This is a genomic window from Acerihabitans sp. TG2, from assembly GCF_035013185.1.
Lineage (GTDB): Bacteria > Pseudomonadota > Gammaproteobacteria > Enterobacterales > Enterobacteriaceae > Acerihabitans.
In genome coordinates, this window is the sequence record NZ_JAYGJO010000021.1 from 1 (window position 1) to 20447 (window position 20447).

Sequence of the window (20447 nt, forward strand, 5' to 3'; positions counted from 1 at the left end):
TGTATGCTTGAATTGTTTACCGCCAGGAACCTTATCACTATTGATACCAATAGATTTTGAGTAGAAAAGGGTGGCGCCAGCCAATACCATAGGCCCCGCTTTCAAATAGGCAAGACGGTTTAATTCGGCTAATACTTTTGACCCTTCTACCAACGATGCTGATGGTGCCAATGTGGTGGTTCCCGCGATGGCGAGCGCTTGGCTGGAGGAAAATGCCACATTCTGACTGACCTGACTGGTTATCTGCGTGACTTCTTTCCCGACTTCACATGTTAATGTGTCGCAAACCTTCATCTCTTTTGCTTTGGCCGCTTGCTGAGACGTGCTTAAAAAACGCATTTTATCGGCTAAATCGCTGGCCTGTTTAGCCGCTTCATTAGCTATTCTTGCCGCCTCTTGTATCTGCTTTTGTTGTTCAATTTCTTTCACTCGAGCTAGATGATTTCTGACATTGACTACGTGATTTGCTGTCTCCGTCTTTCTGAATACAGCCTTACTGAATTGTTCAGCCCGCGTATCGGCAGCTTGTACGAGTAAGACCCGCCTATGCTTATCGAGGTTGAGTTGGTGTGCCCTACGGTAATAAGGTTCGTTAAATTCGGTAATATGTGTAGACCCCCGGGCTTTGTCTAATGCGGCCACTTCATGACTAAGGTTTTCAATGTGTCGGTCCGTATCAATGACTAATTGGTAGGCAATATTTCTTTTATGCTGAATATGTAAAATTTGGAGTCGCGTAAATTCGTCATTTGCTAAAGCACCTTCCACGGTCGTCGCACCAGGCACAGCATAATACGCATCATGTTCTTGTTGGCACTCGGCTTGGGCTTCATTTATTAATGCCTGCGCTGCATCTATTTGAGGCTGAAACCCTTGGCTAAGGGCATTCAAATCATTAATTCTCACAGATTCGAATTGTTGTACCCGAGCAGCAGCACTATTATTATAATTTGAGGGATATGTACTACTAGAACCATGATTTGGTTGCCCCGGCCCTCCGTTCCCACCATGAGTCATTTGGCTATGCGCACGAGATGTTGAGGAACCTGAACCGCCAGATCCGCCTTTATCACAGCCACCTCCTATACACAAGCGTGCTTGATTATTGCTAACAGACCGTGTATCGCTAATGCCACTGCTATTCCCTCCACCACCACCCCTATTACCACAATTGTTATTTGAATTCGTCTGACGCCCGCAGTTATTCCCTGGTGAAGGTCCACAAGATCCTATATTCATACCATCTCTTTTGTATTTAAATTTATATTATTTGAATTGAAATTAGATAGGTGTTCACATTTATATGGTGTTGAGTTTCATTTCATTTATGAATAAATAGAACATGGATAAAGTAAATGAATATTAAATGGTAATGTAATGGTCGGGTTATTTTAGAGTGTGAAAATATAATTTATTATTTAATGATTGCGGTATTTTACTACTATATTAATTAACCCCGCTGGTGCCGATACATAAAATTTCATCGTCCCTGCTTACGTATTATAGATGATTGAGCCGTGTTTTTATGAAGTCATATTTGAGATGTGATGCATTGTATCAACGGTATGCGAAGAAGGAAAGTCGATGATAAATCGGGAATTTTAGGGGTTCCCCTCCTTTAATGGTGCGCTTCACGTTAAAATGTAAATAATTTTGGCTCTTTCATATAGTTAAATGGATGAATTATGAAGAAATGGAATCATACTCCAGCAGTGTTCAGTAAACGCAGTGTCCAGTTACTTATGGCCGGTCTGGCGTTGGTGGTATCACCGGGCGTTCACGCCATCCCTTCTGAGCAATCAGTCAGTTTCTCTCACAAAGACTGGGATCTGATTTGCGATAACACCCTGACCTGTCGTGCGGCGGGTTATTCAACATCAGACAGTATTCCCGCAGCAACGGTCCTGCTGACCCGAAAGGCCGGTCCGGCTACCCCGGTAACAAACCAGGTCATGCTCGCAGACTATGATGGAGACACTGCCAGTAAACCCCCTGGTGTGCCACTTTTGCTGATAGATAACCATTCATTGGGCACGTTGCTGTCGGCCGATGAAGATGCCTGGAAAATGAACCGTGCTCAATTCACTGCGTTTATGCAGGCGCTGCGTCGGGACAGCGACATCAGGTTTAAAGACAATGTTAATGAATACATTTTTTCGGGTGCCGGCTCTAGTGCAGTATTGCTGAAAATGGATGATGTGCAGGGCAGAATAGGCACCACCGGCGCCCTGGTGAAGAAAGGGCACAACAGTGAGTCTGGCGTCAAACTGCCGGTACCAGAGCCCATTATTATCAAGGCTCCGGTACGTGATAAAAAAAGTCGGGATATGACCGCTCAGGAAACGGCGCGGATAAAACCTGTTTTAATGAAACTTATCGCAGGCGGTCATGATAGTTGTGATGAAGAACGACTCAAGGAAACTTGGCAAATTGCCAGGCTTGATGAAAAACAATCTTTGGTGAGTGCCTCATGCTGGATGGGGGCCTATAACAGTGGTGACGTGTATTTTGTCATTAATAACGATATGTCATCCATCCCGGTGATAGTGACGGACAGTGCAACATCCTACGACGATGGCATGGTTGATTTTGCCATGAAGGGGAGAGGGTTAGGTGATTGCTGGAGCTACAAATATTGGACATGGGACGGTAAACGTTTTGTACCGAGTGCTATCGGGGATTCGGGGCGTTGCATGCTGATTCGTGCGGGCGGTGCCTGGAACCTGCCGACACTCAAGACAAAAGTAATAACACACTGACAGGCTACAGATTGTGGGATGATATATGCTTTTCCCGCAGTCTGAACTAACTTTTTTGTATGAGATTTTGCATAAATTTTGAAATATTGTTTTGTTTTAACGTTTGATTGTGACCGTTATCTCAATTATCAATTTTATTAACGTTATCCATACCATATAGCCAATTTGTACATGGATTATATTCCATTTCCCCTCAATATTAACTTCAGTTGCGGCATAACTCTGTGCTCAACCGTGCATCGCTGCCAAAACCATCGCCATTTGGCGTGGTAGCCGCTAACGACCAATACCTGTTCCCTACAAATAACAATATAAATCGATTACGCGAGGCAACAAATGAATAAACATACCTTGCAACACTGGCTCACCGCGAGCTGTCTGGGGCTGATGATAAGCACATCGTCGGCATTCGCGGCTCCTCCCGAAATTGTCAATATCTCTAAAGTCGCTGGCATGCCGTGGTTCAACCGTATGGGCGAAGGTGTTACCCAGGCCGGTAAGGACTTTTCCGTCAATGCTTACCAGGTTGGCCCCGCCAGTACCGATGCTCCGCAGCAGGTCAAAATCATTGAGGATCTGATTGCCAAAAAAGTTGCTGCGATCTCTATCGTACCCAACGATGCGGATGTGCTTGAGCCTGTTTTCAAGAAGGCACGGGACGCCGGCATTGTGGTACTGACCAACGAATCGCCAGGACAGCCCAGCGCCAATTGGGACGTGGAAATCATCGACAATGAAAAGTTTGCCGCTGACTACGTGGAAGATGTGGCCAAGTCCATTGGCGGCAAAGGGGGATACGTTCTGTACGTGGGTAGCCTGACGGTGCCGCAACATAACCTATGGGCCGACCTGTTTGTGAAGTATCAAAAGGCACATTATCCCGATATGCATGAAGTTACCAATCGTATGCCGGTCTCGGAAAGCATTGATGACTCGCGTCGCACCACGCTGGATCTGATGAAAGCACATCCGGATTTGAGAGCCGTTGTTGCCTTTGGATCGCAGGGTCCAATAGGCGCCGGCCGCGCCGTGAAGGAAAAACGAGCCAAAGAAAAAGTGCATGTGTTCGGCATGATGATCCCTTCCCAGGCGGCGTCGTTGATCAGGAGCGGTGACATTACCATGGGCATCACCTACGATCCGGCGTCGGCGGGTTATGCGTTGGTCGCCGTAGCTGCCAAGTTGATCAAGGGTGAAACCATCGGTCAGGGGCTGGACATCCCGGGTATCGGTAAAGCTGACGTCGACACCGCACAGCGGGTGATCCGTTTCCACAAGGTGTTGCGTGTGACCAAAGATAACATCGATAGTCTTTATTAATTAATCGCGTATCGGGCGGCCGTTTTTTTTGGGCCGCCCGTCTTTGCCTGCTAACGTGGTAGTAAGAGGTGGCAATGAAGCCCTTAATTATTCTTGAAAACGTCAGCAAGACCTTCTATGGCGTCAAGGCACTAAATGCTGTCGAACTGACGCTGTTACCCGGTGAAGTCCACTGCCTGGTTGGCCAGAACGGTTGCGGCAAATCCACACTGATTAAAATTATCTCTGGCGTCTACCAGCCCGATCCCGGTGCGTCGATTAATATCGAGGGCAACCTCGTCAGTCATCTGACGCCCGGTGAATCAGTGCGACGCGGTATTCAGGTTATCTATCAGGATCTGTCGTTGTTCCCTAATTTGAGCGTGGCTGAGAATATCGCTATTAATCTTTATCATCAGCAGTTCTGGGTTAACCGATCGCAATTGCACGAACTGGCCGCGCGTACCCTGCGCGACATCGGTATCACGTTGGATCTGGATGCCACGTTGGAAAATCTCTCTATTGCTCAGCGCCAACTGGTGGCGATCAGCCGCGCACTGGCACAGGATGCGCGGCTTATCATCATGGATGAGCCTACCGCGTCACTCACCATGGCCGAGGTCAAAGGGCTTTTACGTTTGGTGCATCAGCTTAAGGCGCGCGGTATTTGTGTGGTGTTTGTGAGTCATCGGCTCAACGAGGTGATGGAGGTATCCGATCGTATTACCGTACTGCAGGACGGAGAGAAGATAGGTACCTTCCCGGCCGCGGATATGGGCAGCAAGCAGTTAGCGTTCCTCATGACCGGGCTGGCATTTGATTATCAGGTGTTGCCTCCCCATCCCGGCGACACGCCGGTGGTGCTCAAGGTTGAACAGCTTAGCCGTCAGCGTCAGTATCATGAGGTCTCTCTACAGGTTCGGCAAGGAGAGATCGTGGCAATTACCGGGCTACTTGGTGCCGGTCGTACCGAACTGTGCCTGAGTTTATTCGGCCTCACCCGGGCCGATAGCGGCCAGATTCAGATCGATGGTCATCCGGTCAAGCTACGCAGTAACCGGGACGCGATAGCTGTCGGCATCGGTTACGTGTCGGAAGATCGGATGAGTACCGGGTTGGTCATGGAGCAGTCCATCGCCGACAACATTATTTCTACGGTACTGCCGCAACTGCGCACGGCGATCCACTTGATTGACGAGCAACGCGTTAGCGAACTGGTTGATGAAATGATCGTTCGGCTGACGATCAAAGCCGATAACACCTCTCTGCCGGTCAATACTCTATCCGGCGGTAATGCCCAACGGGTTGCCATTGCCAAGTGGCTAGCCATCCGCCCGCGGTTGCTGATCCTGGATTCGCCCACGGTTGGTGTTGATATCGCCAACAAAGCCGGTATTTACCGTATTATTAATGAACTGGCGGCCCAAGGGCTGGCGGTACTGATGATTTGCGATGAAATAGAAGAAGCCTATTACAACAGTCATCGCATATTGGTGATGCGGGCGGGCCATCTGGTGGCCGAATTTCTGCCCGCACAGACCAGTGAAGCGCAGTTGGCGGAGGTGGTTAATGGTTAGCAACAAAATCCTGCGACCACATGAATGGCTGCTGGCGGTAACGATTATTGTGCTCGCGGCGGTATTTTCGAGCAGAAGCGCTGATTTTTTGACCTTGGGCAATCTGTACGATTTGGTCAATAACTACGCCATGCTGCTGATCCTTGCCTGTGGGTTGTTTATCGTGTTGATTTCGGGCGGCGTTGATATCTCATTTCCCGCGATCACCATCATTGCCCAGTATGTGATGGTGACGCTGTTGATGAAAGTGGGTGGCAACTTTCTGGTGGCATTCATGATTGCCGGAGGGGTCGGCATGATTTTAGGTTTGGTGAATGCGGTGCTGGTCAATCGTTTGCGGGTGCCCAGTATTATTATCACTATTTCCACGCTCAATATTTTTTATGGTTTGCTGCTGTATCTGTCAAAAGGCGTGTGGTTGTACCAATACCCCCGCTGGTTTGAGGGTGGTTTGGTACTGATGAATTTCAACGTTAATGGCTACGACTACCCGATCGGATTGCCGATGTTGACATTGCTGGTGGTATTGGTGGCGACGGGCGTACTGATGAACCGCACCCGCATTGGCCGACAGATCTATGCGATGGGCGGTAACCCTGAGGCGGCTTCGCGGCTGGGATTTAGTCTTTTCCGGCTGCAGTTATTTGTGTATGGCCTTATGGGACTGTTGTCCGGGGTTGCCGGCGTGGTGCAGTCCTATACCGTGATGACGGTGGCGCCCGATTCGCTGCTGGGCTATGAGTTAACGGTACTGGCCGCGGTGGTGCTTGGCGGCACCAGCATCGTCGGTGGTCGGGGCACCCTGACCGGCACCGTGCTGGGCGTGGTACTGCTGGCAATACTGCAAAACGGTCTTAACCTCCTGGGCATCTCCTCCTATTGGCATACGGTCATCATCGGTTTGGTCATAGTGGTTAGCATTAGCACCACTGCGTGGAGTCAGCGCAGTAAATTAGAGGTACTGTCATGAGCGGGGCAAAAATTAAAGACAATGTGGAGCGTTATCTGTTGCTGTTGATTGCTGTGGTGATCGTGGTATTTAGTCTACAGATCCCCGGTGTGTTCTGGTCGATCGCTAACTTTCAGTCGGTGGCGTCACAGATGCCCGTACTTGGGGTGCTGGCGTTTGCGATGGCTATCACCATGCTAACCGGCGGCATTAACCTGTCGATCATCGCCACGACTAACTGTTGTGCCCTGGTGATGGCTTGGGTAGCCACGCATATGGCGCCTTCGCTCGGCAGCGTATTATTGATGCTGTTGGCTGGTATGGCGATGGCGGTACTTATTGGTAGCGTTAACGGTGTCTTGATTGCCTTGATTCGGGTCTCGCCGATCTTGGCCACCCTCGGAATGATGACATTACTCAAGGGGGTGACCATTGTGTTGTCAAAGGGCAGTGCTATTTCCAATTTTCCGGAGTATGTGTTGTGGTTAAACCAAAGCAGTTGGCTGGGTATTCCGTTACCGGTGTTTCTGTTTGCCGCCGTGGCGCTGGTGCTTTGGGTGGTCCTGGAACGCTCTGCGTTGGGCCGACGTATCTATCTGATGGGTTCTAATCCGCGCGCGGCTCACTATAGCGGAATTAATACGCCGCGCACGCTGATCATGGTGTATATCATTTCCTCATTGCTCTGCGTGGCGGCGGCCTTACTCATGATGTCTAAGTTGAATTCGGCCAAGGCCGGCTACGGTGAGTCCTATCTATTAACCAGCATTCTGGCGGCGGTGCTGGGCGGCATCAATCCGGATGGGGGGTTCGGGCGGATTATTGGCATGGTGTTGGCGCTGGTGCTGCTACAGTTATTGGAAAGCGGACTGAATATGATGGGGGTCAGCAGTTATCTCACCATGGCGTTATGGGGAGGATTGCTGTTGGCGTTTTTGTTCCTAAAAGGGGAGCGGCTGCCATTTTTGGCGCGCGACTGAGTTGGATGACGCGCAGGTAGCCGGAAATGTAGCCAATATCATGACCTCCAGGTCGCAGATAAATAAACACCACGTTATCTATCCACGCCTTTTTAATCGTGGTGATAATCAATACCTGGCGTCATATTCCCTGGCGCCGGAGCGTGCTTGCCATAACTCTATGCTGTTTTCACACACATTACCCCACTGGGCCCAGCCGTCGTTACAGCTCCTGGCGAACAGTTCAATGCGTGGGACGTCGCCAAGCAACAGTTCCAGCATGTGGCGGGCCATCGGCGGTTTCGCACTATGTTCCATGCGCGGTGCAGTAAAATGTTGGCAAATTGATGCATCCATTCGTGCGGGCAACTGTCCGCGTACCCCAAATAGGCAATCCTCACTATTGGCACGCGTCATATGACCCATACCGATCGCTGAGTTACCTTTGTACTTATTGGTTTTGTGCCAGGTAAGCCCTTTCATGGTCATCAGCCTGAAGCCCCAAGCGTCAAGCACTTTTAGTGCCTCGGTGGGCATTGTTGGAACCCACCACATGGCCAGCAGGCACGCATGTGGGTCGGCTAAATCCCATACCGGAATCCGGCAGATTTCTTGTGTTGTCAACACCGGGTATTTGAACTCAACGCCTCGAGCGCCGTCCTTACATTTATCACGGTACCGCCACGGCGGGTCAGCAAGTATCAACGTATATTTCATGGCGGCTTTCCTTAAGCTCGTTTAAATGGCTTTATAATCATCCTTGGTTAAATATAGACAAGATTTGTCGCGGCGACCCCTGGTTCGAATCTTGTTTCTCTCCAGAGTGTGACTTGAATTCGGTTGGGAATATTACAGGGACGCTGCGGACCATACGTTGTAGATTGCGGAGATGGGACAAAAAAATGCCCGCAAGTGGATATACGGGCAAATAAATCAATACAATGAACGGCTTCATAGGGGAAGCCACAGCTAGAATAACAAAAATTAGGTTAAGTGAGTGTAGTAAAAACGTACCAAGTTGCTACAAAAGCTTGCTTGAGGAGATGACTCAAACCCGGTGCGAGTCAAACCTGCCCGTAGGACTCTTAAGGCTGAAGGAGGGCTGTTGTTGGTGTTGTTATCAGACTTGCATCCAGCACATGGCAATGGCTAACACAAAAAAAGCAGCAAAGCACAACGTTGTCACTTGGGAATAGCTTAACTCGCCGGTTTCACATGCCATATCGTAGCCTTGAGATGCTGGTAAAATCAATGTAATTATCTCTAGCATACATTTATTAAAATAGTGGGACTATTCGTGCTATTTTGCAAAATAAACGGGGTTTTATTCGCTGTGCCGGATCATTAAGCCAGTTTAGCAGAAGTAGATTCTTTATCGTTTGCCTGCAATGATAAAACTATGGGGGCGAGTTTAGCGGATCTAAATCACACACATTGCCGCTTCATCTGTGTTATGTTTATTGCTATAACTGGCCAATTAATGCGCATTGATAATTATGAACAATGTTAATCTTCATGCACTGAAAAGCTTGAGCTGTTTCACGGCGGTGACCTATTATTCTACGAGTCACATTTGTGGTTATGAGTGTTTCTTGCATGAAAAAACGCTTAGCGCATTCTATTACTTGTCAATGATAGCAAAACCGTTATTTTTCATTATCGTCGGTTACATTGATGAGGAACGTAAAATCACGTCGCGGTATATTTTTTTAAAGATAAAATCCATTTTTTTAATTGTAGCATTCTGGAATATATTATTTTTATTTGTGGATACCAGTTTGTTCAAACAAGGGTATTTGTTGCAAAATGGCATTCTATTAACTATTGCCATCATTTATATATGCCATCCTATAGTAAAAAAGATGTTGCATAATCTGATCACCACCTCCCTGGCCATGATGTTTTTGGTGGTGTTATCCGTACTATTGCATTTATCAACCGCATCGCGTGAGGCGTTTTATGCTATTCATCTTTATGATTATTATGGTATTTTTATCTCAATATCCTATTATTTATTTGGGCGTATTCTCGGTGGAACAAGAGGGCAGTGGTTAACAAAAAACCATGGCATGTTATGGGTAGCGAGAATGGGCATTGCACCCGCGGCGTTTTTGCTTATCATGTATGAAAAATTCATCTCAAATGATATGACTGGCCGCCCATTACCTTGGTACTTCCTTGAATCGTTAATTATTTTAATGCTATGTCTGTTACTGTTTGTGATTTTTGATAATCTCATTATTCGCCGGGCTTTTATTATAAAAACGGTCACTTTTATCAGCCCGACTATGGTGGGTGTCTATATAATACACTATAGCGTGTTTTATTTACTGTCGACCGCATATGATATTAACAACGTCAGCTTGAGTTTTACGTTATTAGTGGCCGTATTCATGGCCTCGGTCATCGTTTCGCGATTGCTGTTATTGAACAAATATACCTCTCAAGTGATTTCATTATAGCGGTGCTTTGGTTTTAATCCATTCCCGCAGTCGCTGAATATGCAAATACAATGCGGGGATCAAAATGATGCCTACCACCGTGGCCATCAGCATGCCGCCGAATACCGTTATGCCAATAATACGACGACTCATTGCACCGGCACCGGTCGCCAGTACCAGTGGCATCACCCCAAGAATAAATGAAATCGCCGTCATCATTACGGCGCGAAAGCGCTGTTGTGCGCCTTCGCGCGCCGCGTCTTCGATGCTAGCCCCTTCTTCGCGACGGGTTTTGGCGAACTCGACAATCAATATGGTGTTTTTGGCTGACAGCCCTATGAGCAGCACCAGGCCGATTTGCGCATAAACATCGTTGGCAAATCCCATTATACGCAATCCGGCTACGGCGCCGGCGATGGCAAAAATGACCGATAGCATCACCACCATCGGTATGCTCCAACTTTCATATTGTGCCACCAAAAACAGGTAGGCAAACACCAATGCGGCGGCATAAATCAACAAGGCCTGATCGCCGGCATGTTGTTCTTGCCACGACATACCGCTCCAAGAATAGCCGTATCCCGGTGGTAACTGTTTGGCCATTAAACGTTCCATCTCATTCATTGCCTGGCCGGAACTGACGCCTTCCACTGCTGATCCACTCACTGATACTGCAGGGAATTGGTTAAAATTGTTGATAAATGGTGCGCCCAAGGCGGGTGATAACCGCACCAAATTGCCCAGTCTTACCAACGTGCCGTTATCACTGCGAACAGTAATCTGGCGGATTTGTTCCTGACGTTGACGAAAATCCATATCATTTTGCAACTGTACATTATACATGCGATTGTTACGGATGAAGTCACCAATGTTGACCCCTCCCATGGCAGTTTGCAGGGTGGAAAAAATACGGCTGATAGGAATGTTCAGTAATGCGGCACGATCGCGGTCGATAGACAAGCCCACTTCCGGCACCGACGCACTAAAGGTGGTAAAGACTCGCGTTAGCAGCGGGCTCTGATTGGCTGCCAGGATCACTGCACCGGTCACCTGCGCCAGCGCCTGAGGCGATTGTCCATCCAGCGCCTGGATGCGTAAATCGAAACCGGAAGCATTGCCCAGTCCGCTAATGGCCGGTGGATTGAATGCGATGATCATCGCAGAGGGAATGGCGGAAAGCCGCGCTTGAATGTCCGTCAGCACGTGATCGATATGTTGGCGCTCACCCCAAGGTTTGAGCAATACAATAGCAAAGGCGCTATTGGTGGCACTGCCGCCGCTTAACAAGCTAAAGCCGGTGACTTTAATCACATCTTCCACGGCGGGATTTATCCTGATTACGGCATAAGCCCGATTGACCACCTGTTGGGTACGCTCAAGGGATGCGCCATCTGGCAACTGAATGTTAACGAAAAAGAATCCCTGATCTTCGTTGGGCAAAAATGAGGTGGGCAACCGGCTATAACCTAGCCAGGTCGCCGTGCCCACTATCAGCAAAGCGATTATGCTGACCATGGCGCGCCGGCTAACGTGTTGCGTGAGCCTGACATAATCATCCCTGACGCGATCCAATCCACGGTTGAACCCGCCAAAAAAACCGGTGGTGGCAAGAACACGGCGTTTGAGTAATACGGCACATAACGCCGGAGTCAGGGTCAGGGCGTTGATGCTAGAGAGCACCACCGCCGCTGAAAGCGTCACCGCGAATTGCCGATATAATTCGCCGGTTATGCCCGGCAAGACGGCGATGGGTACAAAGACCGCCATCAAGACCAGTGTGGTGGCGATGACCGGCCCGGCAATTTGCGTCATTGCCTGGGCTGTTGCCGCCGCCGGGGTTAAGGATGCGTCCTGGGCCAATATGCGTTCCACGTTCTCCACTACCACAATAGCATCGTCCACCACCACCGTCAGCGCCAGGATAATAGCGAATAAACTTAGCGTATTGGCGGAAAATCCGGCCATCAGCAACACAGCAAACGTACCGAGCAGAGAAACCGGGATGGTGAGTGCAACGATAAGCGTCGCGCGTAAGCTTTGCAGAAATAAATAGACCACCAAAAGCACCACGACCAGCGTCAGGGCCAGGGAAATGGCAATTTCATCGAGCGTCGCAGTGACGGTGACAGTGGAGTCATATTTGATTTCGTAGGTTAAATCATTGGGAAAGGCGAGAGCCTGACGTGCCATTTCCGCTTTTATGGCTTTGGCCACGTTCAGTGCGTTGGCACCCGGCGTGGGATAGATGCCCATAAACGCCGAGTCGGTAAGATTAAGTGCCGCATTAACCTGATAGTTTTGCGCGCCAAGATCGATTCGCGCCACATCTTTGAGGCGTACCATGCCGCCTTGTGCATTGGTCCGTATTATCACCTGGGCGAATTGTTGCGGGTCCTGCAGTCTTCCTTGACCACTTATCGTCAGGGTACGCTGCTGCTGGGCGGGGGCCGGTGGAGAACCGATTTGTCCGGCGGCAGCCTGAATATTTTGCTGTCGCAGTGACTGCACAATATCATCCACGCTGACGTTCAGCGACTCCATGCGGCGCGGATCAAGCCAAACTCGCATACTGTAATCCCGAGCGCCGAATATTTGCACATCTCCCACGCCATCGATCCGTGCCAGAGCATCGCGGATGCGCAGGCTGGCATAGTTACTGACAAACAACGGGCTGAGGGTTTGTTTCGGTGAAAAAACGCTAATGCCCAATAGGATATTCGATGAGCGCTTACGCACGGATACGCCGTTGTTATTGACCTCCGCCGGCAGTTGAGCGCTTACCTGGGAGATTCGATTCTGGACCTCCACCGCCGCCATATCCGGATCGGTGCCACTGGCAAAGGTGATGTTTAGCTGATAAGCGCCACTGTTGGCGCTATTGGAGTCCATATAAAGCATATGGTTGACGCCATTTACTTGAGCTTCAATGGGCGATGCCACCGCCTCAGAAACATCCCGGGCGCTGGCACCCGGATAGAGTGCGCTGACCGAGACTACCGGCGGCGCGATATCGGGAAACTGTTCAACCGGGATAATTTTCAGCGCGGTAAAACCCACGATAACGATCACTACCGCGATAACCATGGCGAATTTCGGGCGCCTAATAAAAAAATGCAGCATGTCCGCGCCCCTTATGGTGTTGACGTGGTGTTAGCGGTGGTGAGGGTTACCTCAACCTCCATGCCTGGGCTTACGCGCTGCAACCCTTCAACCATCACCCGATCGCCGGCGGTCAGACCGCGCTTAATCTCATATTCCTGGTCAAATTGAGTGCCTATCGTCACGCGTCTTATTTCAACCCGGTTTTGTTTATCGATTAATAAAACGAAGTAGCCGTCTCGGTCTTGCTGCAGGGCGGCGATAGGTGCCATAACCACCGGCTCGACCTGGTTGGATACCAATGAGACATTGACCACTCCGCCGGGGAGTAGAAGATGGCGTGGATTGGGAAAGCGCGCGCGCACCGTAACCGTGCCGGTCTGGCTATCAATATGGTTATCCACGGATTCAAAACTGCCCGGTTCCGGATACGCCTGTCCATTGGCTAAGCGTATTCGAGGAACATAACCCTGTGCGGAGAGATCGGCGAGTTTGCCGGCCTGGCGGTAGGCTGCAGCGATGTAATCCTGTTCATTGATGGCGATGGCGACCCGGATAGGATCCAACTGCACGATATTCGCCAACGAGCCGCTTGCGGGATTGATCAGGCTACCAACATTGAAATTGCTATGGCTAATCTGCCCGCCTATCGGCGCGGTAATCCGGGTAAAACCCAGTTGTAACTCCTGCATCTGCAGATTGGCCTTCGCTTGCGCCAGCGCTGCATTTGCGGTATCTCGCTGGGCGATTGCCGTATCGACGTCGGCTCGGCTGACGGTGCGCTGATCGCCCAGACGCTGAATGCGCGTTAAATTGACCTGCTTAAGACGGGCGGTGGCGGTGGCGCTGTCCACCTGGGCCTGCGCCTGGGCAACCTGAGCCTGATGCACTGCGGGATCAATATTGAACAGCAGGTCGCCGGCCTTGACCTTTTGCCCATCCGCGAACCCTCGGCTGGCAATAAAACCTTCTGTGCGGGTTGTCACGTCTACTGACTGGATGGCTTCTATGCGACCAAGGTAAGACAGCGCACGCTGTGGAATGCGTTGCTCGATAACCGCAGCGGTAACGGCAGGGAGCGGTGCCGCGCACAGGAGTGCGGGATAAAAAATAACACCCGCCATGAGTGCGGCATATCGGAACAATGATGATAATCTATATTCGGCTATCATAAGCCAACCCATTTATTATGAATCTTAATGTAAACTACATTCGCCTATTAACCTGCAGATTGAAATCATGTAGGCTCGCTTTTATCGCAATGTTTAACGACATGCGGAAGTCTTCATCATTCAGATATCTGAACATAATTAATAGACCTGTTCCATTGGTTAGCATTTGGATCTATACATAATAAATATTTTACTCATCGACCTTAGGATAAAATGACATGTTAAAACTCGATCGATTAATTCTATTAATGTGCTGACGTAAACCATAATGCGTTATTTCACTGGCAGTAACGTAGGCGTCGCCTGTTTTGGCGTTTCGTCGCCAATTTTGCTGTCGATCCTTTTTAGCATATAGGGATAAAAAGGATTGGACGAAAGACGCATCAGGGAATCCAATCCAACCACCAGTACTGCGCGCTCGCCGCGGGCGGCAAACGCGCCCAGACTAATACCATATTGATTGCGAGGTGCGGGATAACGTCCATAGAGCGAGTCGTTCATTGGAAATGGCAGCGCAACATGGGATAAGGAAAAAATATCGGCTGGATAGTCAATGCCTAAGCGCTCGGTGTGTTCCTCGGTTTGTCCGGCAGGGGTGGTTCTTGCTTCAGTGGCCAGACTGTCTGCAGCGATATTGGTGACGATAGTGAGCACGTAATGACGGGGTGGGGGCGTCACCAGGCGCGCGAGTGCCGTATACGAAGAGGTTCTTAACAGCGGGCCAAAGCTTTCCGCTTGATTTAAGTCGAATAACACCAGTTCGCTGCCATTCGCGGGCAGTCGATCATAAAGCGCGGTAATCACCGCCCGGGTGCTGACGGTAGAATCCATTACCGACTGAAAAGTGAGTATCGGTGGTAAGGCATCCAGTTTATTTTCATTGGCGTAGGTGGTAATTTGCTGTTGTAGCGCCTGGGTCAGTAGGAACGACTGACGTCCGCCGTTAACCGGGAATGAGTTATATTTAAAGGGGTTAAACTCCGGCACAATGCCCAGCCAGGCCGACTTGGCAAAGGCCGGAAAAAACGATGGCCAGCCAGCAACACCGGCGAAGCGCGCAAACCGGGTAACGCCGATCATCGGGGAAATCAAAACAATCCGGCTAGGTTTAGCCAGTTGAGGCGTGCTTAATGCGTCAAGGGCGTATTTCATCGCCAGCGCGCCACCGTTGGAAAATCCCACGATGTGCAACGGTAAATCTTCACCGATCAGCTGCTTAGCTTCACGTACCGCGAGCCGGGTGGCCGCCAACCAATCCTCCCATTTGACGTCGGTTAACGCCCCAGGGACTGTGCCATGAGCCGGCAGCCGGATGCCTAGCGCAACAAAACCGCGCTGGCGGTAGTTTTCGGCAATATGACGCAGGCTATAAGGGGTGTCGGTCAGGCCGTGCAGCAATACCACTGCACCTTTAGGCGTTCCCTCCGGCATCAGAATGTAGGAACGATTCCAATTGGTGGCAAAGTTATCTGGATAGATGACACTGCCAGAAAAATAGCGGTTCAACGGGGTTTGTTGTGCCGGGGCCAGCTTATCGGTAACATTTTCACGTACTGATTTGAATAGCAGATCTTCCGCTGCAAGATAACCGGCCCAATCGGTTTTATCAATGTCCTCTGCATGCATATCGTGGGGAACGTAGGTATGCCATAACTGAAGGTTTGGCCCGCGTTCAGTTTCTATTATCCTTAGTGTAAATGCACCGGCTGAAAAAAGTATAATAAACAATAAAATCCGTTTTAACCATCTGCGTATGCCGCTAAGTGACATAGGGCTTTACCTCGTAACATATACCCTGCAACGTGCTTCGTTTTTCCACAGCATCGGCTACCCGCGACTAGCGGGGCGAAACCGTAACCCTGCCGCCGCCTGAGGCGATAGCGACCCGTTGTCCAGGATGAAACTGACTGGTACCTAGCGCTTGGGCGACGATAATCGTGGAACCATCGTCCCGCCGAATCTCCAGCTCAACGCCGGCGCTACGATTGGCGGCGCTTTGGATACCACTGCCGGCAGCGGCCCCACCTACCGCGCCAGCGGCGGTTGCCAGACTGCGGCCCGACCCCCCGCCGATCGTATTGCCCAAAAATCCCCCTACGACCCCGCCGCCTATGGTGCCGGCAACATTTTGACCATTGCCGCCCTGAATGGTGATGGGACGAACGGAAACTACCGTACCATAGGTGACAGTTTGAATCTGTCGTGCCTCGGCAGCAGTAAACGTATCACCGGACGATGTTCGGTTATTAGCACACCCGTTTATCAGAGTGGCTACAATAGCTATAGCGATATAGGTTCTGATCATCATGGTCCCTCATTTATGTTATTAATAACAGAGGGCGCAAGCTTTTGGCCTGGCGCGTTATAATCACATTAAATAATAAATCGAGTGGGATAACGATATATTATTTAGGGTGTCCAGGTCGATTTAATTAATTTAATCATTGTTAAATATGGCCTGTTTGGGGTTGTAAATATGTCGCGTTACGCGGAAGTGAGATCAGGATCATGATTACAGAACTATATAATGCTAAAAATGAGCATTGATATTTTAACAGAGGAGAATTGATACTAATCTAATTGCAGGCTTATCATGTGCAGTAAACCGTGCTGGCGGGCAGTGCCGTTTGAGCGCCAAGCGCATCATGCAGTATTTTAGCATATGCCCAGAATAACTTGTGTTGCCCGACAGTGGCTGACGCCACGAATTCCCAGACGCTGGTTCAGGTAAAAAATTGACCTGAGCGAAAAAACCAGCGTTTCAGCAACAGGACCTAGGGGGTTCGCGGTCTGGATTAATCCGTACCAGATGAAGAACCTCGAATGGGTAACGAGCCTAGCAAAACGGGTAGCGTTAGCTTTTGATCTCGTTGTTAACCCAACCGGCAATTTCTTGGTAAGGCACAAACATGGTCTGGTTCCTTTTAGGATGTGTTGCGGTAAATACACCGACCACTGCGCCATCGTGACCATAGACCGGGCCACCGCTCATTCCCGGTACGCCGCCAGCGTCGCTTAGGCCGACTAGACAGCTGGTGCCAGGTTTATCCCACCAACCAAATTCTTTCAACACGCCAGTGGACGAGGTTGGCATGGCAGTATAGGCATTGTAGCCGTATAAGCTAAGGGTGTCCCCTTTATCGGCCGTTTCCATTTTGGGAAGTTTTCGTCCGGTATTGTCATGATAAATGATAGCCACATCACACACGGGATTGTAGGCTTTGACCCGTACCATCATCATTTTTGCCACATGACCTGCGGTGAGGCTGTATTTCCGGGTCAAGGGGAAACTTGAGCCGATAGCGCCGGCCAGCACCGGAATACCGATAAAATGAATATCTGCTTTCGATTCTGCAGTTTTATCCACTTTGTAATGTCCGACACCGGTACAAGCGGTTAAAAAAAATAAGGGTAGCAGGGTAAATAAACATTGAATTTTCATTTTTTTCCGCTTGGGTTAGTGTCTTTTATCAAATTGATCGCTTGTGAGATCAAACCCAGCTAATAGGGTTAGCTAGTAAAGTTAACGGACAAAAGTGAAAATTCTTTAGCCTTTATGGTGAAATTATTCACAAATAAATGATGTAGCGAATGGAGGCATTCTGTTCTTAACTGAAATTAGTAATGTATTATTTGTACTTAACGTAAATTTTATAGTTTATGTGATGGTTTGGGTTTGCATGTTCAAAATATTATTTTTTAAATTCAATAATATCAATAAGTAAGGATAATTATCTCATTGTCATGTGACTTTAGTGTTGTTCAATAAGCTTGATTTTAACCAAACGATGACAATCTCTGGTCGAAAGGCATGAATGAACATGAGTCAATACAGATGAGATAATTAAACGTAATGGTTAATTATTAAAGAATTTTTTATTATTACGGTAGTGAGGGTTATCACAGACACATTTATATAAATCACTGCCGCTTAAAAATAGAAACGAATATTACAAGGTTATAACAAATTGATAATATCTACGCATGGTCCAAGTGGATGATGGTGTACCAGTTCTTAACCCCTTTTCCGGCATCTTTCCGGCATCTTGGCATGTTTCACTATTCCCACCACAGGGTCAACTGTTCCACTATCCAGATACATTTTAGGGCGGATGATTTTCCGGTGCGGCCGATGCTGAAACCGAGGCGATTGTCCTCGGCCTGATGGAAAAATATCGCACTTAAGTGCAATTGGCGCGGCGGGTGTGTGCTGCCAACTGCTGGCGTTGTCCGTGCTATTACCCTAAATTGCGCGATACTTAAACAATTCCTCGCACAAAAGGTCAATAATCAGGTAAAATAGGAGATCGTTTCAGGCGATAATGAACAAAGCGGAGGTATACCTGTCATGAATTCGAGTCATCAGCAACGCACCGAAACCAACAGTAACCCGATAACAACAACGTTATCAGGTGTAATAACCAAGTCTCCAAGCCGGATTAAAGGCAATACCGGGCGGCCAATGGTCAAAGCAACCATTTTGGCTGAGAGCGACAAGCGCAGTTCTTATCCTCTCACCGTCGTCGGTTTCGACATTATGGCGCTTGAATTGATGGCGCATCTTCGCGGTGAACGCTTAACGATCACTGGGCGAATGGAATGGAATGGTGGGTATTCCATTGTAGCGGATCAAATTATCGCAGTTTAGTGTGTCGGCCTTCCTGTGGCCTTTTCCAGGTTTGCAAACAAGTTCTGTCGTGCCTACTGCGTCTGATTTTCCCGCAGCATTCTCAGTTCTACACTGCTAAAACATCGTAATCCGCTAAACGAAAGAAGCCGTCATTTCACGCCGGTCACCGAGTGCACCGGGATACGTACAGATAACGTATCTTGAATATCAATGAGTTATACGGCTTCTTTTCGATATCTATAGTACAAGTTGCGGCGTTTGTGAAGTTAACAAGATGAAAAAAAATTATAAAAATAAACCTTGCTATAACAATCTTCCTATGTGTAAATAGCGTCACCGGTTTGTAGTACAGACCTATTTATGAATGTCATTTTAGTAAAGTTGTTCCGGAAAGTGGTATATCAAGATATCATTTCCCTATGAATTTCCTTCTCTAGTGCTCCCATAAGTAAATCCTGACAAGCAGACCACAATCGCCTTATGGCGGCCCTATTAAAAGGAAACAACAATGTCTAACAAAATGACCGGTTCAGTAAAATGGTTTGATGCTGGTAAAGGTTTTGGTTTCATCACTCCTGCTGACGGTAGCAAAGACGTGTTTGTTCATTTCTCCGCTATCCAGAGCAATGATTTCAAAACCCTGGACGAAGGCCAACAGGTTGAGTTCACTATCGAACAAGGCCAGAAAGGCCCATCTGCAACTAACGTTGTAGCTCTGTAATATACAGATAAGGCAGATTAAGGCACCTGTGATAGCGACAATGGCCTAGGCCTAAGCAATCAAAATCCTCAATCTGACCTAAAAATTCTAAGCCTCGACCTAGTCGGGGCTTTTTTTTGGCTTTTTTTTGCCTGTGGGTGGCCACTATCGGCCTGCAATTCGGCATCTGTTGTGTATATCCCCAATATGCTTTTAACCCTTGTCAGGTTTTAATGTTAAAATTGCGCATCGACTGAATAAGGATATGGGTATGATAAAAAATATTTTCACTGGTTTGTTAGTGATTAACCTGGTCGGGTGTGCCGGTTACGCCGATTTCCCTCAGGTAGCACAAACGCCAGCCCCAGTGAATGTTGTCGGTGTCTGGATGTCTGATGGTCCACAAAAAAGCTTAGTAAACCCGGCGGTTATCGCCAGTTTAGTGGTGAATCGGGCCGGAGATACGCTGGATTGCCGTCAATGGCAGCGGACTATTGAACGACGGGGAAAATTGACCTGGCGCGGTGAGCAGCTCTACAACGTTAATGTTAAAAATGAATATCGGAAAATCACCGTAACCGACGATAAAATGCAGTACGGTAGCCTCACCATGCGCCGTGTAGCCAAGCCAACGCAGGCGTGTCAGGCATTTGTGGTGTATGCCAACGGTGATTATACTTTTACCGATAGACCTGTGCCGACAACAGTGCCGCAGGCCAATACCCACAAACAATCCAGCGTGATAAGCACTAATAAATAATACTATCGCCTTCGTTGCGTTTAAGGGTGAACGGGTAAAGCCATTTACCGGAGTTGATGGCGGTTGTACTGTTCCTTATGCCGGGCTGCGTACACTGGCTGC

General features: G+C 48.8%; 15 protein-coding genes and 1 pseudogene. 9 read left to right on the plus strand and 7 right to left on the minus strand.

What is annotated here, in order from left to right:
* Positions 1 to 1239, minus strand: a pseudogene (locus tag SJI19_RS17035) (hypothetical protein); the annotation flags it as partial.
* Positions 1240 to 1685: 446 nt separating this feature from the next.
* Here SJI19_RS17035 and SJI19_RS17040 point away from each other — a divergent pair.
* The 5 genes from SJI19_RS17040 to SJI19_RS17060 all read left to right on the plus strand — a co-directional run bounded on the left by SJI19_RS17040 (position 1686) and on the right by SJI19_RS17060 (position 7564).
* Positions 1686 to 2759 (plus strand): DUF1176 domain-containing protein, encoded by a 1074-nt coding sequence (locus SJI19_RS17040; protein WP_323479474.1) that lies wholly within the window; start codon positions 1686 to 1688, stop codon positions 2757 to 2759.
* A gap of 387 nt (positions 2760 to 3146) precedes the next feature.
* Entirely contained in the window at positions 3147 to 4079 is a 933-nt protein-coding gene (locus SJI19_RS17045; protein WP_416347558.1) for an autoinducer 2 ABC transporter substrate-binding protein, read from the plus strand.
* Positions 4080 to 4153: 74 nt separating this feature from the next.
* Positions 4154 to 5635, plus strand: a complete 1482-nt coding sequence (locus SJI19_RS17050) for a sugar ABC transporter ATP-binding protein (protein WP_323479476.1) — start codon at positions 4154 to 4156, stop codon at positions 5633 to 5635.
* On the plus strand, positions 5628 to 6605 hold the full coding sequence (locus tag SJI19_RS17055; RefSeq protein WP_323479477.1) for an ABC transporter permease: 978 nt from the start codon (positions 5628 to 5630) through the stop codon (positions 6603 to 6605). The genes SJI19_RS17050 and SJI19_RS17055 overlap by 8 nt, the downstream gene beginning before the upstream one ends.
* Positions 6602 to 7564 carry an ABC transporter permease gene (locus tag SJI19_RS17060; protein WP_323479478.1) on the plus strand — a complete coding sequence of 321 codons (963 nt, stop codon included), beginning with the start codon at positions 6602 to 6604 and terminating at the stop codon, positions 7562 to 7564. The genes SJI19_RS17055 and SJI19_RS17060 overlap by 4 nt, the downstream gene beginning before the upstream one ends.
* A gap of 108 nt (positions 7565 to 7672) precedes the next feature.
* On the opposite strand, the gene SJI19_RS17065 is transcribed toward SJI19_RS17060, so the two are convergent.
* Positions 7673 to 8260 carry an MT-A70 family methyltransferase gene (locus tag SJI19_RS17065; protein WP_323479479.1) on the minus strand — a complete coding sequence of 196 codons (588 nt, stop codon included), beginning with the start codon at positions 8258 to 8260 and terminating at the stop codon, positions 7673 to 7675.
* A 779-nt stretch (positions 8261 to 9039) separates the two neighbouring features.
* Here SJI19_RS17065 and SJI19_RS17070 point away from each other — a divergent pair.
* Positions 9040 to 10005, plus strand: coding sequence for an acyltransferase family protein (locus SJI19_RS17070; RefSeq protein ID WP_323479480.1), 966 nt, complete (start codon positions 9040 to 9042; stop codon positions 10003 to 10005).
* Here SJI19_RS17070 and SJI19_RS17075 read toward each other — a convergent pair.
* The 5 genes from SJI19_RS17075 to SJI19_RS17095 form a co-directional block, all read right to left on the minus strand.
* Complete coding sequence (locus SJI19_RS17075) at positions 10000 to 13104, minus strand: efflux RND transporter permease subunit (protein ID WP_323479481.1); 3105 nt, start codon at positions 13102 to 13104, stop codon at positions 10000 to 10002. The genes SJI19_RS17070 and SJI19_RS17075 overlap by 6 nt on opposite strands.
* 11 nt (positions 13105 to 13115) lie before the next feature.
* Complete coding sequence (locus tag SJI19_RS17080; RefSeq protein WP_323479552.1) at positions 13116 to 14207, minus strand: efflux RND transporter periplasmic adaptor subunit; 1092 nt, start codon at positions 14205 to 14207, stop codon at positions 13116 to 13118.
* Between the two features lie 321 nt (positions 14208 to 14528).
* Entirely contained in the window at positions 14529 to 16025 is a 1497-nt protein-coding gene (locus SJI19_RS17085) for an alpha/beta hydrolase (protein ID WP_323479482.1), read from the minus strand.
* Positions 16026 to 16092: 67 nt separating this feature from the next.
* Positions 16093 to 16560 (minus strand): glycine zipper 2TM domain-containing protein, encoded by a 468-nt coding sequence (locus SJI19_RS17090; protein WP_323479553.1) that lies wholly within the window; start codon positions 16558 to 16560, stop codon positions 16093 to 16095.
* A 549-nt stretch (positions 16561 to 17109) separates the two neighbouring features.
* The gene (locus SJI19_RS17095) at positions 17110 to 17697 is read right to left on the minus strand and encodes a trypsin-like peptidase domain-containing protein (protein WP_323479483.1); all 588 of its coding nucleotides are present in this window, start codon (positions 17695 to 17697) and stop codon (positions 17110 to 17112) included.
* Positions 17698 to 18603: 906 nt separating this feature from the next.
* On the opposite strand from SJI19_RS17095, the gene SJI19_RS17100 reads away from it, so the two are divergent.
* The 3 genes from SJI19_RS17100 to SJI19_RS17110 all read left to right on the plus strand — a co-directional run bounded on the left by SJI19_RS17100 (position 18604) and on the right by SJI19_RS17110 (position 20345).
* Positions 18604 to 18903, plus strand: coding sequence for a hypothetical protein (locus SJI19_RS17100; RefSeq protein ID WP_323479484.1), 300 nt, complete (start codon positions 18604 to 18606; stop codon positions 18901 to 18903).
* 490 nt (positions 18904 to 19393) lie between these two features.
* Positions 19394 to 19606 carry an RNA chaperone/antiterminator CspA gene (gene cspA / locus SJI19_RS17105; RefSeq protein WP_323479485.1) on the plus strand — a complete coding sequence of 71 codons (213 nt, stop codon included), beginning with the start codon at positions 19394 to 19396 and terminating at the stop codon, positions 19604 to 19606.
* Positions 19607 to 19856: 250 nt separating this feature from the next.
* On the plus strand, positions 19857 to 20345 hold the full coding sequence (locus tag SJI19_RS17110) for a hypothetical protein (protein WP_323479486.1): 489 nt from the start codon (positions 19857 to 19859) through the stop codon (positions 20343 to 20345).
* Positions 20346 to 20447: the final 102 nt, after the last annotated feature.